This is a genomic window from Vibrio sp. MMG023 (assembly GCF_021654215.1).
Taxonomy (GTDB): domain Bacteria; phylum Pseudomonadota; class Gammaproteobacteria; order Enterobacterales; family Vibrionaceae; genus Vibrio; species Vibrio jasicida.
This window is the reverse complement of sequence record NZ_JAKFZP010000002.1, coordinates 375,757-398,282: the sequence shown is the minus strand read 5'-3', so window position 1 is coordinate 398,282 and position 22,526 is coordinate 375,757. Positions and strand designations below refer to the sequence as shown.

The window sequence follows — 22,526 nt, the reverse complement described above, 5'->3', positions numbered from 1 at the left end:
TTTTCTGATTGTAAATTGACGACAGAGAAATTTTCTAACGCATTCGCTGCTCTAAGTTTGAATGTGCGGATACGTGGTGAACTAGAAGAGTACGTCAAAAACAAGCAATTGTAGTTAAGTTTGTTCAAGACAAGGGGGACATTTCTACAATTGAACGACAGAGGTAAGTCAAGTTAGGGCATGCTCTCTAGCTTGACTCGATACTTGTACCAAAACTGTTCTTATATACAGTTATTAGTCTTTGATGATAGTCAAGTTTTGCTCCAAATATAAGCAATCCTACTCAAATGAGCATTAAGGTGCTTAACATACTCGTTTTATATGAATATTATACCCGTAGACATATAGCTTGAGGTTTAATGGCAGTGGTTGGTAACAAAAATAAATGGTGGGAAAAGCGTACTCCCCGTTCGGTTGACTATCTGAAACTCTGGAAAGAAAACCCCCGTTTTGACACAGCAGAGAGTCAGTCGAGAATAAAGTTAGCTGATTTTGCAGAAGAAATTATCAGTGAGCCTTCAGACAAAGCGAGCTTTTTTGAGCTAATTAAATCGATTATCAAACTCGGATTTATGGATTTTGAGCCTATTGTTGTTTGGAAAGACGAAACCGATCGCTATATTGTTGCAGAAGGAAATCGCCGTATTTTGGCTCTCAAGCTGCTGCGAAATCCAGAGAAAGCACCTAAGTCAATTCGTAAGTTCATTTTGCAGCAGTCAAAGCTCATTGACCGAAACGACATTGAAAAAGTGCAAGTATGTGTAGCACCAAGCCTAGAAGGAACACGCTGGTATGTTTTACAGCGTCATTCGACTAGCTCTATTCAGAAACCGTGGCAGCGTTTGCAGCAACAGCGATTCATTGTGAGTTTGTATGATGAGTACGATCACGAGATTGATAAAATTATCGCAGTAACAGGCTTCACTCGTTCTGAGATAATTCAAGCACTTCGATATGTTCAATTGCGTGACTTAGCCACTCGTAAGCAAGTTACAGACTTGATGAGCGAGGAAGAAAAAGAGCTAATTGATAGCAACCGCATATCTATGACTATACTCGAGCGTTGGTTTGCGAGCGAGTCCGTCCGAGATCGTTGGGGGGTTCAGTTTGATGGAATGAAAGTAAAAATTACCTCGAACGAAGATAGCTTCCTTCATGCGTATGGTAAATTTCTTAAACTGATGTTCAATATCGAACCTAATGACTTAGACTTCGTAGTAAACACCCGTTCGATACCAGAAAAGAACGAAAGTATATTTGCTGTACTTCCAGAAGTTACTTTCCCTGAGGATGGCAAAGAAAAAGTTCTTTCAACATCAATAGACTCCCCAGAAAAAGTTGAATCGAACAGCTCTGACAATGATGCGGAACCTAAAGCTGACACAACAAATAACGTTAATGAGCAAAATGGTGTACCTGACTCCGCTCAAATTAAGGTAGACGCACCAGTTAAGCATAAGGGTAATCGACTTCGAATGGTTATCCCCCAAACGACGATTAAAGTACAAAGTGCTAAGCTTAATAGCCTGTTTTCCGAGCTAAAAAAAGTGCCAGTGCATCTTTATACTCATTCGGCATCTATAACTCTTCGCGTGTTTCTTGATCTGTCAGTCGATGATTTTATTCGTCGAAATAAATTAGAAAAGCTTGTGGCCAAACAATATAGCAAAGACTACAATCACACTATCTTGCAGCAACGTCTTAAGTTTTTGTGCGATAGCCATGTGAACGAATCTCAAGCAAACAAAGTTATCAGCAAGCTACTTCAACCAAACAATGAACATAGTTTGGATACGTTGAACAGTTACATGCATGGGCACGAAACCCATAAAATTGATTATAGATTTGTAAATGGCTTTTGGGATATGCTTACGCCCCTGCTGAAAGTCCTGATTGAATTGAAGGAAAGATAATGTTTTATTCACCGCTAAGGTATCCTGGTGGTAAGTCCAAACTTACTGCATATGTCGTGGAAACTCTTAAGCTAAATAGGCTTGAGGGTGGAGCGTACGTGGAGCCATTCGCCGGTGGGTGCGCAATCGCATGGTATCTACTTTTAGAGGGGCATGTTGAAAATGTATGGGTTAACGATTTAGATCCCGCAATTCATGCTTTTTGGTATAGCGTGCTAAATCGCACTGATGAGCTTTGTCAGTTGATAGAAAACACCGACGTTACAATAGAAGAGTGGTACAGACAAAAGGAAGTTTATTCCAATGACAAGACCAACTCTCTTCAACTGGGGTTTGCAACGTTTTTCTTAAATAGAACAAACCGTTCAGGGATCATTAAAGCGGGTGTGATCGGTGGCCTAGAGCAAAATGGTAACTACCTACTAGACTGTCGATACAACAAAGAAAGACTGATTGAGCAAATTAGGGCTATTGCAGCACGTAGAGAAAATATAGTTTTAACCAATGTCGATGCCACATTGTTTATTGATGAATACCTACCTGACATTGAAGGCCCATGCCTCGTTAATATCGACCCGCCCTACTATATTAAAGGCAAAGGTCTTTACCAAAACTTCTTTGAGCATAATGACCACTACCGTCTTTACCGTAGTGTGAGAAATATTCAGCATCCTTGGATTGTTACCTATGATGATACTCCTGAGATTGCTGGTATATATGCAGAGTTTGAGCCACAACCATTTGGCCTAACATATACAGCGCAGACCAAACGTAAAGGCTCTGAACTTATAATTCATAATCCAAATATCCATAAGGTACTATTTAAACCTGATATCTCATTTAATGAACTAAGAAAGTTAAAAAATCTTGGTAAACCACTAAAGTAATGAAAAGGCTCCGATAGGAGCCTTTTCATATAATCTATGCTTCTGTTTCTTGAGCAAGGTACTCGTTTGCTAGCTCAACGAGATCTAAATGAGCATATCTGTTTTGTGCCCTTACTGGGTAAGTTGAATAAACATAATCAATAAAGCTATTGAAATACATAGTCTGGGTGTTGGTTATGACTAAGTTTAATATCTCTTTAGTTCGCTCATCCAATGAGTCTAGTTCTTCCCGATCACCATCGTAAGATATGACCCATTTATCAGAACCATACATCGTTTGAGTTCTTTCAATATTGAAGCTGTTATGGCGAGACACGCTGTCTACAACATCATCTACATACGGACCATAATGATTAAACACCCATTCAATATCTGTCAATGTTCTCTCATCAGCTAGAGCACTGAACCAATCGGCCAGATATACTAGTTTAGTAAGTCGTGCTTTAGACAGCTCTGAGCCATAAGGGTAATTGCAACATAAATAAGCAACTATACGCTGAAGGTTGTTCATCGTTTCCTTCCTCCCAATGCCTCTAATGCATCTTTATCGTTGATGCTATTATCGTGTTGTTTTGTGGATAAGTCATGCTCAATCCCATGCCGAACAAACTGGCATAGATGACTCCAATAATTTTTGTGGTAGCTCTTAATATTATCAATTGTTTCGCTATCAGTTAGATCTTCAGGGATTTCACTTTCATAAAGGATTATTCCTATCACTGAATCGGCTTCTCGTATTGCTTCCCCGAAGTAACGGCAACTCTTCATATTAAATGTGTCCAATTGCTCCTGCTTATACCCGTAATGTTGCATCATGTATTGCTTATACGCATTTGGATCATCCGAGTGCTTAGGTGCATTGGACTCATGACACTTAAGGTGCTCATATACTTTGCTGATAACACCTTGATTTAACGCAAACTTTTGTTTGTTGATTCTACCTATTCGTCCGTTTGGTGAATATCTAGCCAATATAAAAAACGCGTCATTATAGTAGTAGTAGATTGAAACTCTAGCGTGAGTATTTACTTTTAATAGTTGGCTAAAAGCCCCATTTAACCAAGTTTCGACCAATTGCGCATGCTTAGCTTTCATCCGTCCATTTAGGGTCGCATTCTCTACCTCTGATTCTTCAAGGTATGATTTTAGCTCGGACAGTTTTCTGGTACTACAATCTTCTTGCTTTTCCAGCTCTCGATTTCTTTTATCGAGATTCTCGTAATCTTTGTATGTGCCTGTAAGTCCGAAGATTAATAATAAAGCGCCATATACAAAGTGAAGAGTGGGGTGCGAGATTAGAACGCCCAAGTATTCACTGATTCCGTCAAGTCCATACCATGCCCCCCCATTCTCTGAAGAACGTATCGAAAGGGCACTTCCAACGAACCCTCCAGCATAAGTAAGAGATACTGTGCCGGCTACTGTTAGGACCAGATAAAAGATTTTCCCGAGTTTATCTGTTAATGCTTCAAAAGTTTTTTTCTCGCTAGAAAAGCCGAAGTTTAATCTATGAAGGTATTTGGACTCTTTAGCCATTACTTCTTCTCTAACGCCACCGCTACGCGGCCAATCACTTTGATATCTTCTTCTGATACTTCAACTGTCGAATTGCCAAATACGACCGCCAGTTTATTTGGTAGTCGCTGAATATGGTTAATGGATAGCCGCCCATTCATATCGATTAAGTAATCTCCACTAACCGCGTCATTTTGGCCCTTGTCGATTAGAAAACGGCCTTCGCTAGTTTCTATTTCTACTGTGTTAGCTGCATCTAAGTCCCATGAGTTAAACATGCGCTGTGCGTATGGAATCTCTCCAGTTGGGACAAGCTGGCCGTTCGTGAGGCAGAAGCTCTTAACTACCACTACAGAGAGTTGAGGATTCAACAGTTCTGGGCTAGATAGACCAGCTACAACCTCGTTAGTCTTTTTGTCGTTCCAGAATGAATGATGGAGATCCACTAGAGGGTAGCCCTTCGGAAGAATTAATTCATGAACGGGGATTCCTGTCCTCAAATGAATACGAACAACCAACTCGTGGGAGTTCCTGTTGTGAGCATTCCAAGTGCTAATTGTCTGACGACTTACGTTCGTCACATCTGCGAGCTCTGCAAATGTGGATAAACCCAGAGACTCCTTCAAGGTTTGAGTAAAATCCTCACCTTTTAGGTACTCGAAAATTGATATCTGCTGTTGACTATCCATAATAATTGATCAATATTGTACTCGAAAGTTGATTGTCGCGCCGACCAAAGCTAAAGACAACCGATGAAGATAGACATAAATGCAAGGATATCACTATGTTAACGTACAAGATACCACCCTTAAGCCCTTATGTGACTTACGAAGAATACTCTCGCATCACTGGACTGCCGATGGGCACTATCCGCCAGTTCGTGACGGAAGGGCGAGTCATCATCAAACCTAAAGACAAACCTCGTGATAAGCCTCTGATTAACATGGTTGCCATGCATGAAATGGCGGCTCGTGAAGCTATTACTGCTTTAGGTTGAGTTATTCAATTGGACGTTTTTTACATACGCACTTAGTGGCTATGACTTGGAGGTTAGTATGGAAAGTTTAGAACTATTTTTATTGAATCAGTCAATAGAGCAGATACAAAAACGCTTTAGGCAAAGCGGTATGGAAGAACAGCAAACAATACTGCAATACCTTGAGGCTATTGCAAAGAAACTGCCTCCTCCCGAGGTACATCGTCCTCAATCAAACGTTTTGGCTGACATACGTGATGCGATGGAGGGAGAGCGCGCTCGTGTCTTCTTCTCCCATTCATTTGTCAGTTGGTATCGCTCTGGAAATGCTAAGTGCGTACCGCAACTTCATCATTGGTCTTATTTGGATTTCAGCAATCGCAGTTTGTTCGTAGAAATGCTGGCGCTTAGAGATCTTGGCCATTTCGACGATGAAGGCCTCTACCAGTTTGAACAATATTGCTTAGAAGCTATGGGGGGCAGGGTATGAGTTATCTAAACGTTCAGATACCTATCTCAAACGTTGATGAAGCACTCCACCTTCAGAACGTAGCATCACTAAATATCGCTAAGTATCGAGATAACCAAGTGGAGGGACAAGAGGCGTGTCAAAGTAACTTGATTCGGATCTGGCGTGATATACACAACCAAGCTGGTATCGCTCTTAAGACATTTGCAAGCGAGACGAAAGAATGACATGTCTCCTTGTTCATAGAAACTAGAGGGAGCTCTCACACTAAGAGCCCCTCTAAGTCTTGAGCCCTTCAACATTAATAATGACCCTGTTTCTACAATTGATTCAATATCGAAGGTTACATCTGTGTGCATCGGGATTGTTGATAGTGTTGGTCAGTGTATGCCTGTGAAGGTTATCAATTGCTTCCTAACCATGACTAAATAACTTTAGGCAGGTTGCCATGCTCCCTCTAAAAACAACGAGCAATTCGTTTCAGCGTTTGCTCGATGAAGCCCCGTATCTGTCTAGATGCAGCGATAATAAAACCGCAATGCTTGTTCGACCAAGGCATTATGCTATCCGCTGGCCTTATATGCAGGTTAACCGTAAAGATATGCTTTCTTGGTTAGTGTTCGACATTGACCATGAAGATAGGCCAATCCCTAACCCTTACATTTGGCAAGATGAAGGGGTACCCGCTCCTAATCTCATTGTCCGAAATCGGCACAGTAACAAAGCCCACCTCTACTATGCGATTGTTCCGGTTTGTAATAGTGACAATGCGAGAAGTAAACCTATCCAATACCTTAAGGCGGTATATCAAGCTATGGCTTTGCGGCTCAAGGCAGATCTTGCTTATTCAGGGCCAGTGGCTAAGACACCTTTTCATCCATGGTGGCAAACAACAGAACTTCATTCCCAAGTTTATGAGCTTGGTGAGTTAGCTGATTCTGTAGTAGTTGAAGCGGCTTTGTATTGGCGTGAACCCTCAAATCTAGATGACATGTCTCACTCCCGTAATTGCACTTTATTTGAATATGCTCGCCACTATGCCTATTCGATTGTAAAGGCTGAGCGTCGGGAAGGGAGCTATGAGAATTTCAAACGTCGTGTCAGTTACTTTGCAGCATACAAGAACCACTCATTTGATACGCAGACTCCTTTGAGGCATAGCGAAGTCGAGTCCTTGGTTAAAAGTGTTGCTCGGTGGACTTGGGATAAGTATTACGCTTGTTCGCGTGTAAGGCGCGGAGTGATGGATCTGTCGAGTGACCTAGACATTAAGCAAAGGCAAAGCTTAGCGGCGGCGAGAACACATCAAGTTAGGCGTGAGAAAACTAAAAAGCGCGTTATAAACGCCGGTCGATATCTATTGAATAAGGGGGAATCACTTAGTATCACGTTAGTTGCGAAAACAGCTCGTCTCTGTCGAAAAACTGTGCGGCGCTATTTCTATGAAGTTCAATCTTTGATTGAGCCTACTGAAGATGTCCGGATTCTTCCGATTTCATCGTTGTCAGGCTTGAAGCAAAGTGGCCCTTATGCTGTACATCAGATAACTGCCCCTGAGAAAGATCTTGATTTTGCTACTGGTGGGAAGGGCAAGACCATTGGTTTCACTCGCTCCCCGCTGAAGTGGGCGGCTTATCTGAATATTGTTGATGGTTAGTTTTGGGATTGTTCAAAGCCTATTTTGTTCTCAATACTGATGCATACCATCAAAACTTGCACGATGAATGATTATTGAATCGAAAGCCAAAGACTGAGTATTTGCTCACCTAAATTCCTAGTGTTATCCAACTAGTTTTGCACATAGGAGATTGATATGCAGACTGGTTTGAGTATTGTTGGTAAAGCATCGAGGCGTCCCAAAGAGGCTTCAGCGGCGGAGTTAGCTTTAGATAGGTATGATCTACTCGTTGCTGATTTCTATGAGAAATATCGTACGACGCCTTCTAAGAGTGAAACGAAAGCACAACGAGACAAGCGTCTTATTGCTGAAGCGCGAGACCTGAAGTTTCTGAAATTGAAACGGATCGAGCTTATTGCCCATGCAAGAGTCGAAGACCTTGAAGATAAGCTTGAAAGCTACACCAGAGAAAACTTACAGAAAAATGCTTCGGATCTATTGCGTGAAAAGCATCATCCAACAGGAAGGCTTGCTGGTAACTTAACGGCAGCAGGGGAGCCTCAACCGACACAAAACCACGAGCCTCATCATATCATTCCGGGTGAAGGTCGATTTCGTAAAGCGGATATGAGAGCCGCTCGACTAAATATGCACCTGCATCGAGTGGGTATCAACGACCCTCGTAACGGTGTGTGGCTGATGAACTTTTTATCCAATGCCACATACAATTGGGCAGACCCACAATCACCTGCTCATCGTTCACTACATCGATATAATTATGAAACTTGGATCAGTGCGAAGTTTGCGCGAACAACGGTTGAGAAAAAACACTTCGAAGCAAGGCTTTTTCAAGTCAAAATGCACTTGAAAAAAGGAACCTATCCAGAGAAAGTGATGGGCAGTAAAGACAATAGTTGGACAGGTTAATGAACGTTTTCAGGATATGTGATGACCACGAACACTTTCAAACAATGTGTTCAACACCCGATGAGATGGCAACGCAGTTGGGAGACTTCAATTTATTTGAACGCATCTTAAGGCAACCGACCGAAAATGATTCTCTGCAAGACATCTGGAAGCAAGTCGATGTCTGCTTTGAAGATGTCCTCGACAGTAATTCTCAACTACCGGATGTGAGTCTTTGGCTACGAACTTATTTAGTCCTATCACCAAAAGCGCACAGCGCGTTGAAGGAAAACCTTGAATTGATGGGTGAGTTCTTGCCAATAAATGTTGATGGTGATTCTTGGTATCTTTACTCATGTTTTCAGTTTGGTCTGGAAGATCGGGACCAGTGTGTTGAGAAAATCGAATATGGTTTTTCTGCTGGAGTGGAGAAGCTTGTTTTTGTTGAGGGCGACATCAACAAAAAGGTGTTGTTTAAGTCGAGGTTAGATGGATCCTCGAATTTGTTTTGTAACCAGAGGTTTGTCGAGATTTTTCGAGAGAATGATTTGAGAGGCATCACTTTCACTGATGAACTTGTTGGGTCACTTTAACAACAGGTAGGGACAAGGAAGAAAGGAGCATTTAGGTCTAATTTAGTTGCAAGATGCTATTGAAGTGACAAGGACTATTGTTAGGTTTGCTACATGTCCAGATAAAGGATGATTTAACCAACAAGACATTCAACACCTTTGAATCATTGCTGCGTGATAAAGCGGCAGTAGAGAAGGTGTGATTCATAATCAGTTGACTCACGAGGGTGTTGATATGTTAAATCATAAAGAAAAGGACATCGTTTTATCTGCTCTAGATATCGTTATCGATGGTGTGTCGAGCAGTGAGGCTAATGAAGAAATGCGAACTGCGGGTATATATATTGCCGGCTTAATCATCGCTGATACAAAAGGCATGCTTGAACAAGATACGCGCAAGGCAGTTCTAAGTATCATTGAAATGGCCGAACGTTAGTCCATGCCTCCTTAAAGGCTCTAAGAATAAGGGTGTCTTCACCCTTAGTTGCTGTTCAGTACTAAAGAGCTCTTACTTACCCTTGTTACTCTTCAACCTATGTTGCTCCATATTACCCTCGATGACTTCGATCTTCTCTAGATATATCTAACGACTTATTCAACCGTTAGTGGGTACATATTTCATTGTTTTCAATAATATTTTGATTGTTAATCAGAGTATTAGGTGAAAAGATGTAATGCGATTGCATATCAATTTGTGGTATGTCTATAAGGTAAGAACTAAGGAGAGTTATCTAGATGGAAGTATTTGCAGATCTACTAAAGCAAGGAGATTACTGGGTTGCAGCAGCAATATTAGTTTTGCTTGCAGCATGGCATTTTCCTAAGATAGCCGGTTTTTACCATCATAGCCGCAATCAACGTTACCTCGCGATTACAGCTGCTCTCGATGACCCGAACATCTCAACTGAGCTAAAAGCTCATTTCAATAATGAACTCAACATAGAGCACTTTCGGAAAATCCACGGCAAGAGGCTTAGTGTTCCCATGTTAAATGCGGCTTTGATTATGAATGAACGCATTGGGAGCAAGGTGGCCTTTCGTCATATCTTGAAAACGATAGGTGTGTATCCTGATGTTACAGGTATAGAAGCGCTTTCTTTCCGAGTTCGATTACTTAAATTTGATGTAGTGTTCGGAGTGTTTAATCTTGTGCTTGGTCTTGTTATTGCAACGATTGGCTTCGTGAGTTTTTTATTGTCGTTGTACTCTTTGACATCTACGTTTTACGTCAGTTACTTGTTCTTGGGGCTTATTTCAATGCCAATTGGTTTCAATATGCTAGCTGAAGGTGGGGTGTTATTTTCGGTCTACCACGTAAATAAAGCTCTTGATGCTTGCGATGATAAATCGCTTTAAAATCGCAAAGTGCATATACATTAGCTACTCTAACCAAACTGAGTCGACGTTGAGTCTATTTAAACAAAACTCGAAAGGCTCCCTTTTTGAACTGTCAGCTAAAACACACCAACAGTATTATGGTACTAACAGTTTGCATCTGTCCCTTCCGAATAGACCCCCAATAAATCCAGTAGATAGAGATAGCTTTGACTTAGACAGAGAAGCTTATTGGATAGAACGAGCAAACAACGAGATGAAAAAGAGATAGGCTATGTTAGATTCAAAAGTAATCAATTACTTAAACGATAAAGAACAATGGTTTGAAGATGTGACTGCGCCTTATGAGCAAGCTTTGAGTTCAGTTGGCTTGGATTTGGATAGTGATATCGCTCAGTTTTATTTACATGCAGAGGATGGGGCTACTTTTCGTAGTAAGAATCAGGAAATATATCAAATTTGCTGGTTTGTCATTAATTCTGACTATCTTGATCTTCTTTCTTCAGTTAGAAATACTTACGAATTGTCAGAAGACTACATTCCGTTGAATGACCTTTCAAATGGCACCTACTTTTATAATAAAAAAGACCAAAGTGTTATTTTTCTTGAAGCTGGTGATGTTTTTTCTGCATTTAAAGAGGGGCATTTTCTGCATAAATGGAATGATTTCAATCAATTTATATTGTGGTTCCTTGAGCTAAATTGAGCTCAATATACTGAGCATAACCCTATGACTTGGTCTAATAGGAGCAAATATGCAATTTGCGACGTCATATGAAGTTTTTGCAAACTTCAAAGCCAGAAAGGCTTAATGAGCGGAACTTATATTGGTAACGTTTAGTTCGTAAACCTCTTTATCGAAATACCAAGGTTTAGATGCTTGAATAGTTTCGGTCAGCTGATAGCCATTGTTAGTCAAGTGTTTGATCAGCATTGGTTTCAGCACTACTCCCAAGCCGATAGAGATCGCGAGGCTGGCAACTGGGATAACAGTCATGTAGATGCGTTTAATCCTATTCGGTAGTTTTAGCTTCCCGTTGCTCGCCACGAACAAACCACCAAAGATGAATATGGAGAAGATCCATAGCTGTACTGGTATGGTCGCAAAGCTATAGCTAACTTCTAGTTGTGCTGCTCTTAGATAGATTATGTCGAAGAAGTCTTTCATCACGACATAAAGCCAAATGAAGTACAGTGAGGATACGGCCAGCGCTCCCAAAAGTAGTAGGTATTTGTTCTTAATTGGTTGCATTTTTTAACCCGTTCACGATAGCGTCGTCAACCTCAAATTCATCCAATATTGAACCGAGAAGCATCTCAATTCCAACCCATGCTAAAACACCAGCCACAATTGGCATCGAGATCCCCATTGCTATTGTCAACGAGACTGCAAGAGTGCTTACTGCTAACACAGTCATTGACTTAAACAGGTCGCTTTTGTTAGCTCTAACTCTTCTGCTTGTGGCCATCTTTTTCGTTCTCAGGAATTTAAGTCAGTTACAGCTTCCTTTACTATCTGGATAACAACCTACTATTTACTGTATTTCCATCGGAAAGCGTAAATGTATCATTATTAAAAAAAGTTATATCACTCGTAGTGAAACTGCTACGTTGCGATTCTGGAAGTAGTAGTTCATAGCGTCCTTGGAGGTTACCGCTCTCTGAGAACACATTAATAATGACGGCGCTTTGTATTGGTTCTTGCACGACAAACCAACCAAAAGCTTTACCTCCCACAAATTTTGCAGAGGGATGGTTTTCCAATCTTGTCTCCCCAAACTCGTCAATATATGTAGCGGATTGAGTCTTTAGGTAGAAGCTCATTGTTGCAGCTATGACAATGAATAGAACGGAGCTGATAAGCCCTATTATTATCTTGAGGAGTTTACTCATCTTCTATTTCCAAGGTTCTGTTGCCTGGGGTATATCGAAGGTCTTTGTAGTCTTCTTGAAGTTCTTCCATTTCATCATCGGGCTTAACAATAAACCCTGTCCAGTGTGTTTCGATATCGAGTGCGTTCAGTAAATCCAAGACAAACTGCATACAATTAAAATCGGTAACATCATAAGCTTGTCTATCAGGGCTCCTATAAGGGCCTTTTGGGTCTGTTAGCCATTCGTAGGCTTTGTCATAATAGTCTCCGATGAAGACGACCGCTTCAATTCGCCCTCCTTGTCCTGCATCTTGTGACAGTTCACTCATGATATTGGCCAAGCTTGACTCTGTTATTCTGCCATCTTCGATCACGGCATCAGATATTCCAACCTTGTTCACTCCACCAAGAGTTCCAAACTGTTCATAGCGACCGTATTCATAGTACTTTGAAAGTCCAGTTTTACCATTAATGATTAATGCTCCAGCATGACCAAACTGTTCTTTTTTATCCAGAATTTTAACCCCCCATAATTCTTGGAACTCAGGAGGGATGGCAACGAGGTAATCAGGGTAGACGATCGGGATAACATAGTCACCCACTTCGATCTTGACATGTACAACCACTGCTTCTTGGTTTGATGTCGGTGTCGTTTGTATTTCAACTGTCATCGCTATACGTCCCTTTTAATCCAACCGTGATTCAATGAAATAACGACTTTCTGTACCCTTGTCATCTCTGCAAACTCAGTTGAAACGCCGTTATCGTCAGTTTCAAATACTTGCTCACTACCATCTTCAAAAAAGGCTTTAAATCCTTGATTAGGAAGAGCTATTCCATCTTTGGTTTGCAACGCTACTTTAATATTAAATGCCTCGTCTACTTTACGTTTCGAGAGTGCTCTCTCTCGATTTCGTGCCCACCGAGCTTCATCCTCTTTCGTGTAACGCAACTCCTCTTGACGTTTTCGACATTGCTGCGCTGCGCGCTCTCGAGCGGTCTCTATACGTTCCACGGGCTTTTTTACATTCTCAACATCATGAAGAGGTTTATATCCTCCTCCTAAAGAGCGAGCCAGCTTACTTCTTTTCCCAAAATAATCACTCACCACTTCCCCTCATTAAGAAACTGATTGCATCCTATCTTCTTTTTCTAATGCGCATAACTGTTCATAATTTAAATACTTAAATTAAAGATGATTTTTGCTGGATCCGTTCCCAATTGCGACAGATACAAAGTGAGATGATATTGCTAAATCATCGGTAGTATTGTGGAAGTTCAGTGGCCTGTGCTCGATGGGACTATTTACCCAAGAAGTAGGGATGAAAATGTCAGATAGAGATGCGTTGGAGATGCTGAAGCTCCAAAATGAAAAAGAACATCAGATGTTCGGTGTTGGTTTTTTCGTTCCTTCTGCAAATGACGCAGATGTTGAACAATGCAAAAGAAAAGTGGAAGAGCTGTTCAATCTGAAGCTAGATAGTGATTACCTGTCAATCCTAAAGGAAACAAACGGTTTCTCGTGTAATGGCTTTAACTTATATGGAAATGAACAAAAAAATGAACCATATTTTTTGGATGGCATTATCGATGCGAATTTGGAATTTTGGGAAGAAGAGTCGTTAAGGAAGTACTTCGCGTATAGTGAAGAATCAATGACTAGGATAGCGTTCAACCTTGATAACAAGACGTTTGTTATTGTTGATAGTGTATCGTGGGATGAGCTCTATAGCTTCACTACTTTTTTTGAAGCATTGAGCTTTAATCTAGAAAATAGCTGTATCTTCTAACCAAAGACGTCCTTCGGAGAGTATTTTTATGTGTTTAGTTCGTGCTATTTTAATTCTCACAAGAAATTATAGGTATGAATTCAATGACAGAAAAACCTAGTAAAACTCAAACGTCGTTCTTGCGAAGATTGTTGGTCGCCTATCTCATAGATAATGGCCGAAATACCATTCCATTGATTATGGAGGCAACCGGAATGCCTCGCAGAACTGCACAAGACACTGTTAAAGCACTGCATGAATTGGAAATCGAAGTCGAACAGTTTAAGCGCGGCGAATATCGAATTATGAATTGGGGTGCAGTAAATCACACTTGGATTAAAAATAACCTTTCGCACGTCTGTAGCGTGCTAAACTATCGTTGTATTTATTAACAGTGGTTAATCACAAGGAGGTTTAGAGTGGGTTATTTCGTATTTTTAATTGGCGCTATATTGCTTGTTTATGGGGTACGGAGAGGGTTGCAAGTTTTCTGGTTACTACGACTGTTGAAATTGAAGGGCGATGTTAAAGCTTATGATGCTGCTGTGGTTGAGGCGCTATTTGGAGCTCTGAGCTACGCAGTGGTGGTCGTGATGGTGTTTTGGCTTGCATTTTCTTGGAGGGTGTTTGGATGAAAATACTTTTTGAGCCTTTCAACGCCCTTTTGTTTCTTTGTATGGTCTTAATTTCATTTGCATTTAAGCCAACAACAACCAAAACAGTTTTTAGGCCAGTAATAAAAAGCAAACGCAGCTTAACAGTGAAGTTGCGCTTTATGAGTAAATGGTTCAATGAACAAGTCCCCTTTTTAGCTCCAGTGGTCATGGCTATAGCTGGGGTGTTTTACTTTGTAGTTGGTGATTTGGCTGCCGTTGGAGTTATTTTGTTTATATGCATACTTCCTTCGTTGTTTTCAATGCCAAGTCAATACACACAAAACCAAAGACTGAATAAGGGGTCACGGTAGGAAATTTGTATTTAGGATATGAGAAAAACAAAGCGTTTAAGCGTGTAAGTTCTCCAGTTCTGGGGGGCACGGGAAGGGGCGTGGGATTGTTCTCCCTAAAAAGCAAAGTTAAGCGCCAAGTCCTCTCACTGTTTCCCAATCTACAAATATACGTCCCTTATAGCGAAGTGCAGGGTAGGGGATGCTAAAGAATACTAACTCATTACATTTGGTGCATCGATGTGGCAATTGGTTATGAGTTGAGCGTTCTCCGTCTGGATCATATCGATAGAAACCTTGACCACATTTACAGGGATATTCTACCCGTTCTATGCCGTTTACTTCATGGTAGTGGCGTTTTTCTGAAGCCTTACTCATCACTTTTTCATTTCCCGTTTTCTCTATTTTGTATTCTTACAAACATAGTCTATTTACACAAAACATTGGGCGTTCTCGCTAGGCGGCACACCGCTGCGCTCGGTTCATTCCGTCACTGTGTTCCTCCCACGATAACTAGCCTCAAAACGAAATTGGTCTTTGCACCAGGTTCGTTCCTCACTTGGTGCCATCCCTCTTTCTGTTTGGCTTAGTTCCTGTGAACAATCACCCAATGCCTCCGCTACTGTGTAGCTGCGCTTCGTCATTCTTCCTCATTGCCTTCCGCTGCCTCCGATAAGAGCGAGTAAGAGACGATTTTGTCGGCGTCGATAATCCTTTCGACTCGCATCATTTGATGGCGCTCGCAGGCTCAAGCTTGGCTTCGCTTAATATTCGCCGTGACAGCGACGAATTTATCGGTCGATGCATCGATACTGTCACAGGTAACATGCTGACCGGTTCTACCGCTATCGAGCTGACGGCTATTAAGATGCTTTGTCATGTGGGTTGTCCTGTTGATCCTGAGTTCCCTTCGGTATCTGAGTGTGAAATAGCAAGTGAAGATGCCCCACTGAACGAACTCTTTGAAAGTTCCGAGGAAACGCATTGTGTACATAGTTATGCTGATATGGTTCGCACCAAATGGACTGAGCTGACAGAGCCACAAATCGAAAACCTTTGTGATCAGTATGAAGTTGTTGTGAGTGGCTTGGGTTTGACGTTAGAAGAGGCGAAACCAAGCGTTCAAGTCATGGTTATTAACAGCACTCGTAAACCATCAACAGTGTTGCGAACTATCCGAGCAAACCTCAACAAGGCTACGGCGGTATAAGTGGTCTTGCACGGACTGGCCGTAAGGTCAGTTCGTGTAGTTGGCAAGTCACGGCGCTAATCGTGTTCAGTTATTAATCGCATTCCTTTAAACCGTCTACCATCAGAACCTTGTCAGCAAGGGTATATGAACGCTTCGCGCCCTTGCAGACCAGAACCATGACAGTAGGCCGGACAGTCAGGCGACAACAACATGAACACAAGGAAATGAGCCATGACTGAATCAACCTTTAACTACTCAGACACTTCACTATTCACAGCGCAGGAGCAGGAAGTATTGTCTCATGCAGCCGAAATACTAAAGTCGAAAATGTTTGTCAGTGAGCAGCCAGCTCTCACATCTCCGGAGATGGTAAAGCTGTTTTGTCGAAACTCATTAGCTGCCAAAGAACACGAAGTGTTCGGCGTAATCTTCCTTGATAACCAGCATCGAGCTCGCTCTTCTGCTGAGCTGTTCACTGGCACGGTTGACGCAGCTTCGGTGTATCCTCGCGAAGTCGTCAAAAAGGCACTTGCTGAAAACGCTGCCGCAGTGATTTTCTACCACAACCACCCTTCGGGCGTTGCTGAGCCTAGCCAAGCTGACCGTCGCATTACGCGCCGCTTAATCGATGCACTAGCGCTTATCGATGTTAAGGTTCTTGACCATTTCGTAGTCTCCTTTGAAGGTGCAGTTTCATTCGCTGAGCGAGGCTGGATTTAAAAGGGCGGCTTCGGCCGCCTTTTATTTTTGTTATAAGTATCAATGGAGTAGTGGATAGATTGTTGTGCAATACAGGTGTATTACCTTTAAATGAATTAGATTGGCGTTCTCGCTGCGCTCGGTTCATTCCGTCGTTTCACTCCTCCAACGATAACTAGCCTCAGAACGAAATCGGTCTTTACACCAGGTTCGTTCCTCACTTGGTGCCATCTCTCTTTCTGTTCGGTTTAGTTCCTGTGAACAATCACCCAACGCAAAAGTATTCCTATGGCAGTGCCATAGTCACAATGCCATTTCGATTATGTCTGCCAAGTGGCTGGTAAATCGCGTCCTCCCTTCTCGCCAATCATTGGTTTCTTAGTGATTTTCCCTATCGCCCTGCAACTTCCTGTAACCATCCTCACCCAGAACCTAACCGGCAAGGTTGGGCAGAGCCGCTTCGCGCCCTTGCAGGTTAGAACCATGTTTGAGGGTTGGACAGTCAGGCAACGACGAAGATGAAAATTCACTCCATAAGGAAACCTAGCCATGACTGACTCAAACGTAATCCGCTCAACCATCACTAAGCAACCAGAACCGACCAAGTTCTCGAACTTGGAATCGCAGGCTGCCTCTAAAGATGAGTTTTTTAAGGTGGCAATGGGAAGTGATGTGCGCCCTAGCGAGCTTGCTAACGCGGGGTTAGCTATGAAGGGTTTTCGATTCTTTCCGGCTGATCTTGAAGAGGTGGTGAAACGTCTAAGCGACTGTGTTGTGACTGACGAATCGACTGCTTGTGAAAAGGTCTTTCGGTTTGAGCGTCTGCCGTACTAACGGCAGATAGAAAAACGCCTTAGCTCCACTTGCGACAGAAAAGCTAAGGCATTCCGTTAACTACCGTTCACGAGGAAATTAACATGACTACATTAAATGAAAAGCCAACTCAAATCTACACTTGCACTGCTGTAGAGTTTGAGCTCGGTCTGATTGTTATTAGTAAAGGCTTAGGTGTCTTGATTGGCGGTTCAACTTTCTTTTTGTTCCCTAGTGAAACCCGTCATAAAAACGGGGATTGGGGTAACGTCAGCATCGAGAGGAAGGTCGCCAACGACAAGGCAACACGCGAGGGGCTTAGTATCTGCTCTGAGTACAATATAGCAGGTGAACGAGTTCGAGTGGTCACAAATGCCGACCGCAGTGAGACGAGATTTTCACTCGTTAGCGAGCATTAAAAGGCAGGCAGGGCATCGGTAACGATGCCCTGATATAAAGCATGATTGTAGTGAAATGGTGGTGTGAGCGTGAAGATGCGTATTTCTGTCGTTGGGACGATTGGCAAACGGGTTACCTGAATGAAGAGGACTTACAATATGAAAAAGACCGTGGGGAAGAAATCATTTGGGAATGTGCTTAAAAAGGTGGGAGGCTCTAGCGAATTTTTGCGCCGTTTTAAGTTAGATCTATTACTCATTCATTTCCTATTTACATGATTTTAGATTAGTTTCATTTACTGTTTTAATACCTCATTTAAATATTGACGGAGGCATGCCAAAAAGGTATATGTAGTCTATGGTAATTTTTAATTTAATCTCATCTCATAGCAACCATCAGTCATCTCATATTTGGCTGGAGGTAGCTATTGCTGAGTGAATTTAGGTAAGCCTGATCACTAAGAAAGCACCTTCAGCATAGACTATAGGGCTTCGTGACAAATCAGTGTTCAAGGAATACCAAATGAATGATTGTTTATTAGTTACACCTTTACAGCAGAATAAAAAATATAAGTTAGCCGTTATTAATAATATAGTTGGTAACTTTTCGATATGGTTTTTTAATACCTCGATAATGCTGTTGCTTGTTGAATATTCAAACTCAGCTTCAATTGGCGTGATGGCATTTATATCTATTAACGCTCCAATAGCTTTATTTAGTATTGCATCAGGTATCATTAGCGATAAATACGATAAGGATAAAATAATACTCATATCAAATTTATCTATCGCTTTTTTTATTTATTTAATGCAATTTTTCCAATCTATACAATTTATTTTAATAATAACTTTTTTCATTTCTTCGGTTACAGCAGTAAGAGTGATTGCAATGCAATCATATATTGCCAGTATTATCGATGCGAGTCAGCTTAATACCTCAGCAAGTATAAATAGCATATCACTTGCTATTGTAAGAATACTAGGAACGTTAATATCTGGATACTTATATTCTATTTTAGGATTTTTTGAGTCATTATTAATAATTACGATACCAGTGGCAATAACGATAATAATATCAATCAAATCAATCAATTGCAAAATGGAAAGGGTGAGGATAAAGGAAAAAAATAGAAGTGTTTATAATAAAAACATCATGAGTCATGAGTATAAAAATTGTTTATTTGATTCTGTGATGCTCTTTTTAAGTGGTAGTGCTTTATGGTCATTAATGCCTTATATATCATCACATGAACTAGGCTTAAATAAGTCATACCAATCATTACTTATGTCTCTCATGATTCTTGGTGCAATACCCGCATTTTTAATTAAGGAGAAAGTATCATCGATTAAAATGAATAGCTTTAATTATGAGTTCATAACAATTATCTTGTCTTTAACTATCTTAATAACTAACTTATTTGTGAGTTACTCAAATATAATCACATCCTTTTCTATCGCTATCTTCGGTTTCTTATGGTCGATAAAGGTGACTATTATTAATAGAGAAATTCAACGTATGGGTAGAGATAGAAAAAACATAGGTTTAACTATATCGATATCATACACTTTTATGTACTTAGCTATGACGATAGGATCTTTCTTTTTTGGTCAGATGACAGATATATTTGGTCTGAAATATTCACTTTCCGTCTCTACATTGGTTATGGTTATTCCAATATTTAAAGAAAGGCTGATTTTAATAGTAAAAAAATTATAGGAACATGTTCGGTTTGGGTCGTTTTTATGCTGTTGTTCGTATTCAGGTAACATTTATCTAATGTGTTGGATCAGATCACGCCAATATTAAAATCTGGTATAAGAAAATATTTTCAATATCATTAGGGAGATGATTAAAAATAAAACATCACCCTAATTATTCCTAATATCAACCAACCTAAGAAGCTTTTGTCCAATAATTAGTCAGACACTAGAGTGTTATTCTCGAGCTGTATCGAAATGTTATATGGGTGCCTTAACATATACTGATGATTTAAATCGTGTTGATGTGATTCATATTGGTCAAGCCCCGCCTTGATGTGACATCTTAGGTGAACAGAAGAATGCGAGATGGATAAGGTGTTTGTTGCCGCCTAGGTAGTTGACATACATTCTTTAAACTAGGTAAGAATGGTCTTCTTTAATGGTAGATGAACTTCTTGCATACTCGCTATTTTTCAAGTCAACTCCCGAGTTGGCGTTGATAATCAGCTCGGTACTTCTGTTATCTATATGACCTTCTTCGTTGTTGTAAAAGTCTAGAACAACAATACCAAACCTTTTTCCCTTTTGTTGCTCAGCCAAGAATTCCGTTAGTCCTGGATTCATCTTCGGATCTACTTTACCGAAACCGCCACCCCAAGCGTATTGGTAAGGTGAGTGCCCCCCAACTGAGATGCTATTGTATGTAATATGCACAGCGTTATCATTTGGTGTCTCCATGGCTCTGTTTATTGAGGAGTGTACGGTAGCCATTTTCTTGTGAGTATCGTGCTGCTGGTATTCATCTTCTATTTGGAACACTTGGTTTTCCGGTGTCGTCAGAGTGAAGGTTGCATTCTTTTCCCACCCATTGGATAGATCGATACCTTCATCGCCATCAAAACGTCTTAACAAAACAATGTTGCTCTGGACTTCATGCAATGTTGGTATTCGTGGCTCCAAGTAAAATAGATGTTTGTACTTCTCTTGTTTAAGGTATTCATCGAATTTTGTTTGAATGTCTTTATCACTGTTTGTCGCGGCGTTCATAAGCATAACGACGGATTCACTTGGGTTTTCTGAGAGAAACTTTAAACAATCATTTAGAACATCACCGAAAGAAATGCCGCAACTAAAGTCACCATGGTAAATATTTAGAGGGTCAAGTTCTGGACCGTTTGGTTTCACACGAATGTCGAGGAAACGAATGCCATCCGATAGTTGATCATAAATGCCAAAGTTTTGTGTTCTAGCTCCCCCTTTAAGGGCTTTTTGAGTCCCTGAATCATGAGTCCCCGGCATGGAAATACTGTCCAGTGTTAAGTTTTTATCTAGTGCACTCATCCAGTTTTTTGTGCTTACGTCAGCCATGTTGTTCTCCGATATAGAATGTTTTTGAGCTTTGGTTATGAACCAGTCACCAAAGCTCATTTATTCGTCTTTGGTTTGTGTGTCTGAGTGAGTATGGCTAGCAGTAGTAACCGCTAAGCACCACTCTACAAGAAGAGGAACTAAGGGTGTGAATAGCGGCCAGTCATGGTTACATTGGTTTGAGAATTGTCCATTTGGAACAAGAATAGCCCAACAGCAGTCGTTGATTCACTCGTTCGTGCCGCTATGCTTCCAGAGCCCACTTTACGTTTGTTCAGCACGTCTACGATGAGCTTCGCACTATCAATAACGCTACCTACTGGGTCTTCAGAAATGATGCTGGATGCTACACTTAACGAGTCTTGAACTAGCTGCTCAGCATATTGTTGGTTTACGTTGTCCCATGTAACACCAAACATTTCTTTAGAGCCAATCCACCAGTTGTTGTTAAACTCAAAATGCCCTTGGCCTATAACGAAGTCATCGAAAGTGTATGTAACCCCTTTTATATGAAGTAATAGTGTTCCACGCACTGCAAAGTTTAGAGCTTCTGGCTTCTCGTCATTGAATGTTTTCGCTATTACCCCGCGCTCTTTAGCGCTATTTAGAAACCATTTCGCAACATCACCTGAGTTGTGTCGCCCTGCTTTCACGACAAGCGTGTTCCCTTTACAGCTAACCCCTTCATACGGCTGACCTTTTGTTATCTTGTGCTCTTTTTCGATAAAAGAAATCTCCGAGAGCCCTTCAATATTGAAGGTGAATTCATTGTTGTGAATTTTTGTCATGTGTTTTTCTCCTAGTCCAACGGTGTCGTTGCATTTCTTATATATAAAACTAATGAATTGGCCGGAATTTGTTCTTTCTGGCTATAAAAAGGTAGTGTTCAATTTACTTATGTGCAACTGGTGTCATTTGGAATTTGAACGCCAAGCGTGACTGTTGACGTGAGGAGATAGGAATGTTGAATGAGAAAATACAAGAGAAGAATAGGTTGTGTACTTTCTTATTTGCGGCGCTACTAGAGGTTAAATTCTTTTATGGGCTTGTAGTCAGTGCTACTGGAGTTGGCTTATTAGGAAGAGGGGCCATTAGTAGGGCTTCTTTGCTAGTAATGTTTCCACAATTATCAAGATTGGGCTTTATGCTGAATACGCTTTGCCGTTCTGATCCCTTTTTCCGTCAACATTAGCCAAATGACTTTATGGTTCAGTAGTCCTTGTATTAGCTCAGAATCAATGTGAATGAGTAACTCTTTACTTACCAATGTTGAAATTTCACTTTCAACTGGAATATTCGAGTGATTTTTATAAGGTGTTTGGACATACGCTTTCCCAGCACCACAAACAAAACAGATCGTATTAGGAAAGCTATCGTCTATAGCGAGCAGCAGGATGTCTTTTTCTTTTTTCGCAAGCTTCGGGGGGAGCCAATCTTTCACGGTTGGAATGGCACTTATGACCGCGGCAATGGCTGCAATTAGTGATATCACACCCAAAACTATATCTGTAACTTTGACTTGCAAAACAGTATCCATGGTTATCCCTGTATAGGTTTCATGAAGGAAATAAATTA

At 41.0% G+C, this 22,526-nt stretch carries 31 protein-coding genes; 21 read left to right on the top strand and 10 right to left on the bottom strand.

Annotation, left to right across the window (positions count from 1 at the left end; genetic code table 11):
- The first annotated feature begins 359 nt into the window (after positions 1–359).
- Together L1076_RS06960 and L1076_RS06955 are read left to right on the top strand one after the other, a co-directional pair.
- Complete coding sequence (locus L1076_RS06960; protein WP_237303439.1) at positions 360–1,913, top strand: ParB/RepB/Spo0J family partition protein; 1,554 nt, start codon at positions 360–362, stop codon at positions 1,911–1,913.
- Entirely contained in the window at positions 1,913–2,800 is an 888-nt protein-coding gene (locus L1076_RS06955; protein WP_237303438.1) for a DNA adenine methylase, read from the top strand. The genes L1076_RS06960 and L1076_RS06955 overlap by 1 nt, the downstream gene beginning before the upstream one ends.
- A 34-nt stretch (positions 2,801–2,834) precedes the next feature.
- Here L1076_RS06955 and L1076_RS06950 read toward each other — a convergent pair whose 3' ends face one another.
- From L1076_RS06950 to L1076_RS06940, 3 genes are read right to left on the bottom strand one after another with little or no spacing between them, the layout of a single operon-like run.
- Positions 2,835–3,311, bottom strand: coding sequence for a Panacea domain-containing protein (locus tag L1076_RS06950; protein ID WP_237303437.1), 477 nt, complete (start codon positions 3,309–3,311; stop codon positions 2,835–2,837).
- A complete protein-coding gene (locus L1076_RS06945) occupies positions 3,308–4,336 on the bottom strand; it encodes a hypothetical protein (protein ID WP_237303436.1) in 1,029 nt (342 codons plus the stop codon). Before L1076_RS06945 ends, L1076_RS06950 begins: the two co-directional genes overlap by 4 nt.
- On the bottom strand, positions 4,336–5,004 hold the full coding sequence (locus L1076_RS06940; RefSeq protein WP_237303435.1) for a phage repressor protein CI: 669 nt from the start codon (positions 5,002–5,004) through the stop codon (positions 4,336–4,338). The genes L1076_RS06945 and L1076_RS06940 overlap by 1 nt, the downstream gene beginning before the upstream one ends.
- 95 nt (positions 5,005–5,099) lie before the next feature.
- Here L1076_RS06940 and L1076_RS06935 point away from each other — a divergent pair, with 95 nt between their 5' ends.
- The 9 genes from L1076_RS06935 to L1076_RS06895 all read left to right on the top strand — a co-directional run bounded on the left by L1076_RS06935 (position 5,100) and on the right by L1076_RS06895 (position 10,897).
- Complete coding sequence (locus tag L1076_RS06935; RefSeq protein ID WP_005430833.1) at positions 5,100–5,312, top strand: hypothetical protein; 213 nt, start codon at positions 5,100–5,102, stop codon at positions 5,310–5,312.
- A 58-nt stretch (positions 5,313–5,370) separates the two neighbouring features.
- Entirely contained in the window at positions 5,371–5,781 is a 411-nt protein-coding gene (locus tag L1076_RS06930) for a hypothetical protein (protein ID WP_237303434.1), read from the top strand.
- On the top strand, positions 5,778–5,987 hold the full coding sequence (locus L1076_RS06925) for a hypothetical protein (protein ID WP_237303433.1): 210 nt from the start codon (positions 5,778–5,780) through the stop codon (positions 5,985–5,987). The genes L1076_RS06930 and L1076_RS06925 overlap by 4 nt, the downstream gene beginning before the upstream one ends.
- A gap of 221 nt (positions 5,988–6,208) precedes the next feature.
- Positions 6,209–7,417 carry a replication initiation protein gene (locus tag L1076_RS06920; protein WP_237303432.1) on the top strand — a complete coding sequence of 403 codons (1,209 nt, stop codon included), beginning with the start codon at positions 6,209–6,211 and terminating at the stop codon, positions 7,415–7,417.
- 156 nt (positions 7,418–7,573) lie between these two features.
- Entirely contained in the window at positions 7,574–8,305 is a 732-nt protein-coding gene (locus L1076_RS06915; RefSeq protein ID WP_237303431.1) for an AHH domain-containing protein, read from the top strand.
- The gene (locus L1076_RS06910; RefSeq protein WP_038869241.1) at positions 8,305–8,877 is read left to right on the top strand and encodes a hypothetical protein; all 573 of its coding nucleotides are present in this window, start codon (positions 8,305–8,307) and stop codon (positions 8,875–8,877) included. The genes L1076_RS06915 and L1076_RS06910 overlap by 1 nt, the downstream gene beginning before the upstream one ends.
- Positions 8,878–9,091: 214 nt before the next feature.
- A complete protein-coding gene (locus L1076_RS06905) occupies positions 9,092–9,292 on the top strand; it encodes a hypothetical protein (RefSeq protein ID WP_038869242.1) in 201 nt (66 codons plus the stop codon).
- Positions 9,293–9,591: 299 nt separating this feature from the next.
- Positions 9,592–10,212, top strand: coding sequence for a hypothetical protein (locus L1076_RS06900; RefSeq protein WP_038869244.1), 621 nt, complete (start codon positions 9,592–9,594; stop codon positions 10,210–10,212).
- Positions 10,213–10,465: 253 nt separating this feature from the next.
- Entirely contained in the window at positions 10,466–10,897 is a 432-nt protein-coding gene (locus L1076_RS06895) for a hypothetical protein (RefSeq protein ID WP_237303430.1), read from the top strand.
- A gap of 102 nt (positions 10,898–10,999) precedes the next feature.
- On the opposite strand, the gene L1076_RS06890 is transcribed toward L1076_RS06895, so the two are convergent.
- From L1076_RS06890 to L1076_RS06875, 4 genes are all read right to left on the bottom strand, one after another.
- Complete coding sequence (locus L1076_RS06890) at positions 11,000–11,443, bottom strand: hypothetical protein (RefSeq protein WP_237303429.1); 444 nt, start codon at positions 11,441–11,443, stop codon at positions 11,000–11,002.
- A gap of 260 nt (positions 11,444–11,703) precedes the next feature.
- Positions 11,704–12,084, bottom strand: a complete 381-nt coding sequence (locus tag L1076_RS06885; protein WP_237303428.1) for a hypothetical protein — start codon at positions 12,082–12,084, stop codon at positions 11,704–11,706.
- Positions 12,077–12,736 (bottom strand): hypothetical protein, encoded by a 660-nt coding sequence (locus L1076_RS06880; protein ID WP_237303427.1) that lies wholly within the window; start codon positions 12,734–12,736, stop codon positions 12,077–12,079. The genes L1076_RS06885 and L1076_RS06880 overlap by 8 nt, the downstream gene beginning before the upstream one ends.
- 2 nt (positions 12,737–12,738) lie before the next feature.
- Positions 12,739–13,173, bottom strand: coding sequence for a hypothetical protein (locus L1076_RS06875; RefSeq protein WP_237303426.1), 435 nt, complete (start codon positions 13,171–13,173; stop codon positions 12,739–12,741).
- 220 nt (positions 13,174–13,393) lie between these two features.
- Between L1076_RS06875 and L1076_RS06870 the strand changes: the two genes are divergently transcribed.
- The 10 genes from L1076_RS06870 (at position 13,394) to L1076_RS06830 (ending at position 19,599) form a co-directional block, all read left to right on the top strand.
- Positions 13,394–13,855: a YrhA family protein gene (locus L1076_RS06870; protein ID WP_237303425.1), complete on the top strand. Its 462-nt coding sequence runs from the start codon at positions 13,394–13,396 to the stop codon at positions 13,853–13,855.
- Between the two features lie 83 nt (positions 13,856–13,938).
- Positions 13,939–14,226 carry a helix-turn-helix domain-containing protein gene (locus tag L1076_RS06865; protein ID WP_038869258.1) on the top strand — a complete coding sequence of 96 codons (288 nt, stop codon included), beginning with the start codon at positions 13,939–13,941 and terminating at the stop codon, positions 14,224–14,226.
- Positions 14,227–14,253: 27 nt separating this feature from the next.
- Positions 14,254–14,469 (top strand): hypothetical protein, encoded by a 216-nt coding sequence (locus tag L1076_RS06860; protein ID WP_038869260.1) that lies wholly within the window; start codon positions 14,254–14,256, stop codon positions 14,467–14,469.
- Positions 14,466–14,801, top strand: a complete 336-nt coding sequence (locus L1076_RS06855; protein WP_237303424.1) for a hypothetical protein — start codon at positions 14,466–14,468, stop codon at positions 14,799–14,801. The genes L1076_RS06860 and L1076_RS06855 overlap by 4 nt, the downstream gene beginning before the upstream one ends.
- Positions 14,802–15,513: 712 nt before the next feature.
- Entirely contained in the window at positions 15,514–15,990 is a 477-nt protein-coding gene (locus L1076_RS06850; RefSeq protein WP_237303423.1) for a hypothetical protein, read from the top strand.
- 213 nt (positions 15,991–16,203) lie between these two features.
- Positions 16,204–16,692, top strand: a complete 489-nt coding sequence (gene radC, locus L1076_RS06845; RefSeq protein WP_038869263.1) for a DNA repair protein RadC — start codon at positions 16,204–16,206, stop codon at positions 16,690–16,692.
- A 528-nt stretch (positions 16,693–17,220) separates the two neighbouring features.
- Positions 17,221–17,505, top strand: a complete 285-nt coding sequence (locus tag L1076_RS06840) for a hypothetical protein (RefSeq protein WP_045423204.1) — start codon at positions 17,221–17,223, stop codon at positions 17,503–17,505.
- Positions 17,506–17,588: 83 nt separating this feature from the next.
- Positions 17,589–17,903 (top strand): hypothetical protein, encoded by a 315-nt coding sequence (locus L1076_RS06835; protein WP_038869267.1) that lies wholly within the window; start codon positions 17,589–17,591, stop codon positions 17,901–17,903.
- 50 nt (positions 17,904–17,953) lie between these two features.
- A complete protein-coding gene (locus tag L1076_RS26975; protein WP_275424154.1) occupies positions 17,954–18,085 on the top strand; it encodes a hypothetical protein in 132 nt (43 codons plus the stop codon).
- Between the two features lie 320 nt (positions 18,086–18,405).
- Positions 18,406–19,599 (top strand): MFS transporter, encoded by a 1,194-nt coding sequence (locus L1076_RS06830; protein WP_045423207.1) that lies wholly within the window; start codon positions 18,406–18,408, stop codon positions 19,597–19,599.
- Between the two features lie 395 nt (positions 19,600–19,994).
- Here the strand turns inward: L1076_RS06830 and L1076_RS06825 are convergent, their stop codons facing one another.
- From L1076_RS06825 to L1076_RS06815, 3 genes are all read right to left on the bottom strand, one after another.
- Complete coding sequence (locus tag L1076_RS06825) at positions 19,995–20,951, bottom strand: phosphatidylinositol-specific phospholipase C (protein WP_231570852.1); 957 nt, start codon at positions 20,949–20,951, stop codon at positions 19,995–19,997.
- 140 nt (positions 20,952–21,091) lie between these two features.
- Positions 21,092–21,739, bottom strand: a complete 648-nt coding sequence (locus L1076_RS06820) for a hypothetical protein (protein WP_038869274.1) — start codon at positions 21,737–21,739, stop codon at positions 21,092–21,094.
- Positions 21,740–22,080: 341 nt separating this feature from the next.
- Entirely contained in the window at positions 22,081–22,488 is a 408-nt protein-coding gene (locus L1076_RS06815; RefSeq protein WP_045423212.1) for a hypothetical protein, read from the bottom strand.
- Positions 22,489–22,526 lie beyond the last annotated feature (38 nt).